Below are 5157 nucleotides of genomic sequence, written 5' to 3'. Positions count from 1 at the left end.
GCCGGTGCCGCCGTCACGCTGCGGGCCGCGCCGGCGGCCGAACGGACGGGGTTGACCGCGGGCGAGGCCGCCCTGTTGGGTGAGCTTCTCGACCGCCTTGACCGCCTTGACCGCCTTGACCGCCTCGCCGCCGAAACGGAGCCCGCCCGGTGATCCTCGACTGGCCCGCCTGCCGCAATGCCCGCGACCTGGGCGGACTGCCCACTCTCGACGGTGGCCGGATCCGTGACGGTGCGCTGCTGCGCTCCGACCACCACGCCGCGATGACCCCGGCCGACGTCGCCGCGGTCCGCGCCGCCGGGGTGTCGCGGATCGTGGACCTGCGCCGGCCCGCGGAGCTCGCCGAGCAGCCCAGCCCGTTCGCCGGTGACCCGATCTACACCCACGTGTCGATGCTCATGGAGGTGACCGACTACGAGTATCCGGCGGACTCCTACGGGCCGCTGCTGGACCACAACCAGGACCGGGTGGCGGCCGCCTTCCGGGCGATCGCCGAGGCGCCCCCGGGCGGCGTGCTCGTGCACTGCCGCGGCGGCCGGGACCGGACGGGCACCCTGGTCGCCCTCGCCCTGACCGTCGCCGGGGTCGGCCCGGAGGTGGTGGCCGAGGACTACGCGCGCTCCGAGGACTGCCCGGCCGCCACGATGATCAACACTCTGGCCCACGCCGAGCAGGCGTACGGCGGCGTCGAGAACTACCTGCGCGGCATCGGCGTCGAGCAGCACCACCTCGACGCGGTCCGGGAACGCCTGCGCGAGCCCGCCCATCTCGCCGAGACCCGTGCGGGCTGGGACGCCGTCGCCGACTGGTACACCGAGCAGTTCCGCGACGACCTGCCCACCCGGATCTGGGACCGTGCGCTGCTGGCCGGCTTCGCGGAGCTCGTCGGCGCCGCGCCCGGCCCGGTCGTCGAGGTCGGTTCCGGGCCCGGCGTCACAACCGCCTATCTGCACGGCCTGGGCCTCGACATCAGCGGCATCGATCTCTCCCCGGAGATGGTCGCCGTCGCCCGCCGCGACCACCCGCACGTCCGGTTCCGGGTGGGTTCCATGACGGACCTGCCGTTGCCCGACGCGTCGCTGGCCGGGCTGGTGGCCTGGTATTCGATCATCAACCTGCCCGACGAGGAGCTGCCGGCGGTGTTCGCCGGGTTCCACCGGGTGCTGACGCCCGGCGCACCGGTGATCCTGGCGTTTCAGACCGGCGACGAGATCGTGGTCCGCCGGGACATCAGCTTTTACCGTCGCCGTCCCGAAGCCGTCGAGGCGTTGCTCGCCGACGCCGGGCTCGACCTGGTGCTGCGGACGATCCGCGAACCCGCCGAGCATCTGGGCGTGGTCGAGACGGTGCCGCAGGCGTACCTGGTGGCCCGGCGGCCGTCAGCCGGTCGGTAGCTCAGCCGGTCAGTAGCTCAGCCGGTCAGTAGCGCGGTCAGGACGACGACGTCCACTGCACCGACAGGCCGGTCGCCGCGCGTTCGGTGCGGACCTCCATCACCGAGCCCAGGATCGTCGCCCGGTCCACCACGACCGGCTGGTTGTCCAGGCCGTAGGTGATCCGGTCCGAGACGAACACCGGCGTGCCCTCGGGCCGGCGCAGCAGTTCCGCCACCGGCGCCGTGAGCACCTCCGGGCGCAGCACCTCCGAGGCGCGGTGCACGACCACCCCGTGTTCGGCGATCGCCGCGTACAGGGAGGTGTCGCTGAGGTCGGCGGTGCGCAGCAAGGCGCCGACCGGCGGGCGCACCCAGGACAGCTGGTGCACCGCCGGCCGCCCGGCCAGCAGGCGCAGGCGTTCGAGCCGCAGGATCCGGCCCGGACCCAGCTGCGCCGCGACCCAGGCCGGCGGGCGGTGCAGGCCCTGGCCGTGGATCTCGGTGCTTACCGGGTGGCCCTGGGCCCGCAGATCCTCGGCCAGCCCGCGCAGCGAGTCGAGCCGGTAGGTGGCCTTGGGCGACGCCACGAACGTGCCCCGCCCCGGCTGCTGGGAGAGCAGGCCGTCGGCCTCCAGCTGCCGCAGCGCCTGCCGCAGCGTCACGAGCGTCACCCCGTACGCGGCGCTGAGCTCCTTCTGCGGCGGCAGCGCCGAGCCGGGCGGCAGCTCGCCACCGCGGATCTTCGCGGTCAGGTCAGCCGCGATGACCCGATATTTCGGCGTGCGGCGTTCCAGGAGACACCCCCAGGTCGAGTGCGGTGCGGTAGGTGGCGACGTCGGCGGCGAGCTCGGCCGCCGTGGCTCCGTCGAGAACCCTACGCATCAGCACCGACGCGATCACAGCGCCGTCCCCGGCGCGTCCCGCCTCGGCCGCCTGCGCCGGGGTGGACACGCCGAAGCCGATGAGGACGGGCAGGTCGCTGACTGCTTTCAGGCGGGCAGCCAGCGTCGCCGCCGAGCCGGCCAGCTGGGCTCGTTCGCCGGTGGTGCCCATGACGCTGATCGCGTACACGAAGCCGCGGCTGCGGGCGCAGATCTCGCGCAGCCGGTCGTCCGGGGTCGACGGGGCCGCCAGCAGCACCAGGTCGATGCCGGCGGCCGCCGCGGCGGCCTCGGTCGCCGCCGATTCCTCCAGCGGCAGGTCCGGCACGATCAGGCCGGTGACCCCGGCGGCGGCCAGCGCGGGCAGCCCGATCCGCAGAACGAGGTTCGCGTACGTCATGACGACGACCGGCACCCGCAGCGGCGTGGCGGCGAGGTCCGCGAGGATCGACTCCACCGTGGCGCCGCGGGCCAGGGCCCGGTCCGAGGCCTCCTGGATGGTCGGCCCGTCCAGCATCGGGTCGGAGAACGGCAGTCCCACCTCGATCGCGTCCGCCCCGCCGTCCTGGCAGGCCAGCAGCAGCTCCGTCCAGTTCGCGGTGATGCCACCGGTCACGTAGGGCACGAGCAGCGGCCGTCCGGTGACCGCCAGCGCGGCGCTGAGCGTGGTCGTCATCGCAGTCCCTCCATCAGCTGAGCCATGTCTTTGTCGCCGCGGCCCGAGAGGGTCAGCAGCACCGTCGAGCCGGTCGGCAGTTCGGCGGTCCCGGCCGCGCGCAGCACCCACGCCACCGCGTGCGCCGATTCGAGCGCGCAGATGATGCCCTCGCGCTCGGCCAGGCGGCGGACCGCGACCAGCACCTCGTCGTCGGTCACCGTCACGTACCGGGCCCGGCCCAGTCCGCCGAGCTGTGCGTGCTCCGGTCCGACGCCGGGGTAGTCCAGGCCGGCGGCGATCGAGTGCGCCTCGGCGACCTGCCCGTGCCGGTCCTGCAGGACCAGGGACCGGGAGCCGTGCAGCACCCCCGGCTCACCGCCGGACACCGCCGCCCCGCCGGCCGCCTCCACGCCGACGAGCCGCGCGGTCGTGTCGACGAAGCCCGCGAAGGTGCCGGCCGCGTTGGAGCCGCCGCCCACGCAGGCGACGACCACGTCCGGGATGCCGGTGCTGAGCTCGGCCGCGACCTGCCCGCGGGCCTCCTCGCCGATCACCCGCTGAAATTCCCGGACCATCCACGGGTACGGGTGCGGCCCGGCGACCGACCCGAGGCAGAAGTGGGTGTCCTCGACGGCCGACACCCAGCTGCGCATGGCCTCGTTGGTGGCGTCCTTGAGGGTGCGGCTGCCGCTGGTCACCGGGACGACCTCGGCACCGAGCAGCTGCATCCGGAAGACGTTGAGGGCCTGGCGCTCGATGTCGCGCTCACCCATGTAGACCGTGGCGCGCAGCCCGAACAGCGCCGCCGCGGTGGCCGTGGCGACGCCGTGCTGGCCGGCCCCGGTCTCGGCGATCAGCCGGGTCTTGCCCATCCGCCGGGCCAGCAGCGCCTGCCCGAGCACATTGTTGATCTTGTGGGAGCCGGTGTGGGCGAGGTCCTCGCGCTTGAGCAGCAGGGTGATGCCCAGCTCGGCGGAGAGGTTGCGGGCGGCGGTGAGCGCGGTGGGCCGTCCGGCGTACGTGCGGCGGTAGCCGTCTAGCTCCTGCCGGAACGCCGGGTCGGCCCAGGCGTCGCGGAAGGCTTCTTCCAGGGCGAGGCAGGCGGGGATCAGCGACTCGGGGACGTATCTGCCGCCGTACTCGCCGAAGCGCCCGCCGGCGGTGGGTTCGCGCATGACCACGGTCACGGTGTGCCTCCAAAGTTCTATAACTCTTGGATGAGTGTGTCATAGCGGACTGAAGAGTTCTAGAACTTTATTTCGGTTGTCGCGTGGGTCACCAACGGGTTGGCTCGGGTGATGACCGAGTCCTACTTCGTCTGCGCGACGCCGCGCACCGGCAGTTCCCTGCTCCTCGGCCTGCTGGCGTCGACCGGGCTGGCCGGCACCCCGGAGTCGTACTTCCGGCGACCGGACGAGCAGCTGTGGGCGGACCGCTGGGGGATTCCCGGCCCGGCCGACCCGGCGTTCGACTATGACGCCTTCGTGCGGGCCGCCCGCGCGGCCGGAACGACGCCCAACGGGGTCTTCGGCGCCAAGCTGATGTGGGGCACCCTCGACGAGCTGGTGGCCAAGCTGGCGCCGGCCACCGAGGGCCGGGACCTGGCGGTGCTGGAGGCCGCGTTCGGGCCGGTCCGCTTCGTCCACCTGCGGCGCGAGGACGAGCTGGCCCAGGCGGTGTCCTGGCTGCGCGCGGAGCAGACCAGCGCCTGGCGGGCCGGCGACCCGGACGGCACCGCGGCCGAGCCGCACTACGTCGAGGCCCGCATCACCGAGCTGCTGGACACCGTGGCCGAGCACACCGCCGCCTGGCGGGCCTGGTTCGCCCGGTACGGCATCACCCCGCACGAGATCACCTACGAGCAGCTCACCGCCGACCTGACCGGCACCACCCGGGGCGTGCTCACCTTCCTGGGCCTCGACCCGGAGGCGGGCCGGCCGATTCAGCCCCGGCACCGCCGCCAGGCCGACCGGCTCAACGAGGAATGGGCCGCGCGATACCGGACGGAAACCGCCCGCTAGAGCAGTTCCGCGTCGTGGACCAGCAGCGCCACCTGCACCCGGTTGTTCAGGTCGAGCTTGGCCAGCAGCCGCGACACGTGGCCCTTCACCGTCGGCAGGCTCATCCCCAGCTCGGCACCGATCTCCGCGTTCGACCAGCCCCGGCCCAGCGCCAGCGCCACCGCCCGTTCCCGCTCGGTCAGGCCCGCCAGCCGGTGCCGGGCCCGGTCCCGCCGCGGGCCG

6 protein-coding genes are annotated in these 5157 nt (G+C 73.7%); 2 read left to right on the top strand and 4 right to left on the bottom strand.

The features are described 5' to 3' along the window. Positions 1–149 precede the first annotated feature (149 nt). Positions 150–1394, top strand: coding sequence for a tyrosine-protein phosphatase (locus AB0C29_RS32780; RefSeq protein WP_360828445.1), 1245 nt, complete (start codon positions 150–152; stop codon positions 1392–1394). A gap of 37 nt (positions 1395–1431) precedes the next feature. On the opposite strand, the gene AB0C29_RS32775 is transcribed toward AB0C29_RS32780, so the two are convergent. From AB0C29_RS32775 to trpB, 3 genes are read right to left on the bottom strand one after another with little or no spacing between them, the layout of a single operon-like run. Beyond that, positions 1432–2100, bottom strand: coding sequence for a GntR family transcriptional regulator (locus AB0C29_RS32775; RefSeq protein WP_360828448.1), 669 nt, complete (start codon positions 2098–2100; stop codon positions 1432–1434). A 28-nt stretch (positions 2101–2128) separates the two neighbouring features. After that, positions 2129–2932, bottom strand: coding sequence for a tryptophan synthase subunit alpha (gene trpA, locus AB0C29_RS32770; protein WP_360828442.1), 804 nt, complete (start codon positions 2930–2932; stop codon positions 2129–2131). Next, positions 2929–4089 carry a tryptophan synthase subunit beta gene (trpB, locus tag AB0C29_RS32765; protein ID WP_360828439.1) on the bottom strand — a complete coding sequence of 387 codons (1161 nt, stop codon included), beginning with the start codon at positions 4087–4089 and terminating at the stop codon, positions 2929–2931. The genes trpA and trpB overlap by 4 nt, the downstream gene beginning before the upstream one ends. A 123-nt stretch (positions 4090–4212) precedes the next feature. Between trpB and AB0C29_RS32760 the strand changes: the two genes are divergently transcribed. Continuing rightward, positions 4213–4935: a Stf0 family sulfotransferase gene (locus AB0C29_RS32760; protein ID WP_360828436.1), complete on the top strand. Its 723-nt coding sequence runs from the start codon at positions 4213–4215 to the stop codon at positions 4933–4935. On the opposite strand, the gene AB0C29_RS32755 is transcribed toward AB0C29_RS32760, so the two are convergent. Next, on the bottom strand, positions 4932–5157 hold a 226-nt coding region (locus AB0C29_RS32755; RefSeq protein ID WP_360828433.1), incomplete at its 5' end, for a LuxR C-terminal-related transcriptional regulator. The genes AB0C29_RS32760 and AB0C29_RS32755 overlap by 4 nt on opposite strands.

It is taken from the genome of Actinoplanes sp. NPDC048791 (genome assembly GCF_040650095.1).
GTDB lineage: Bacteria > Actinomycetota > Actinomycetes > Mycobacteriales > Micromonosporaceae > Actinoplanes.
The sequence above is the reverse complement of the archived record's forward strand: the minus strand, read 5'-3'. Positions and strand labels throughout refer to the sequence as shown.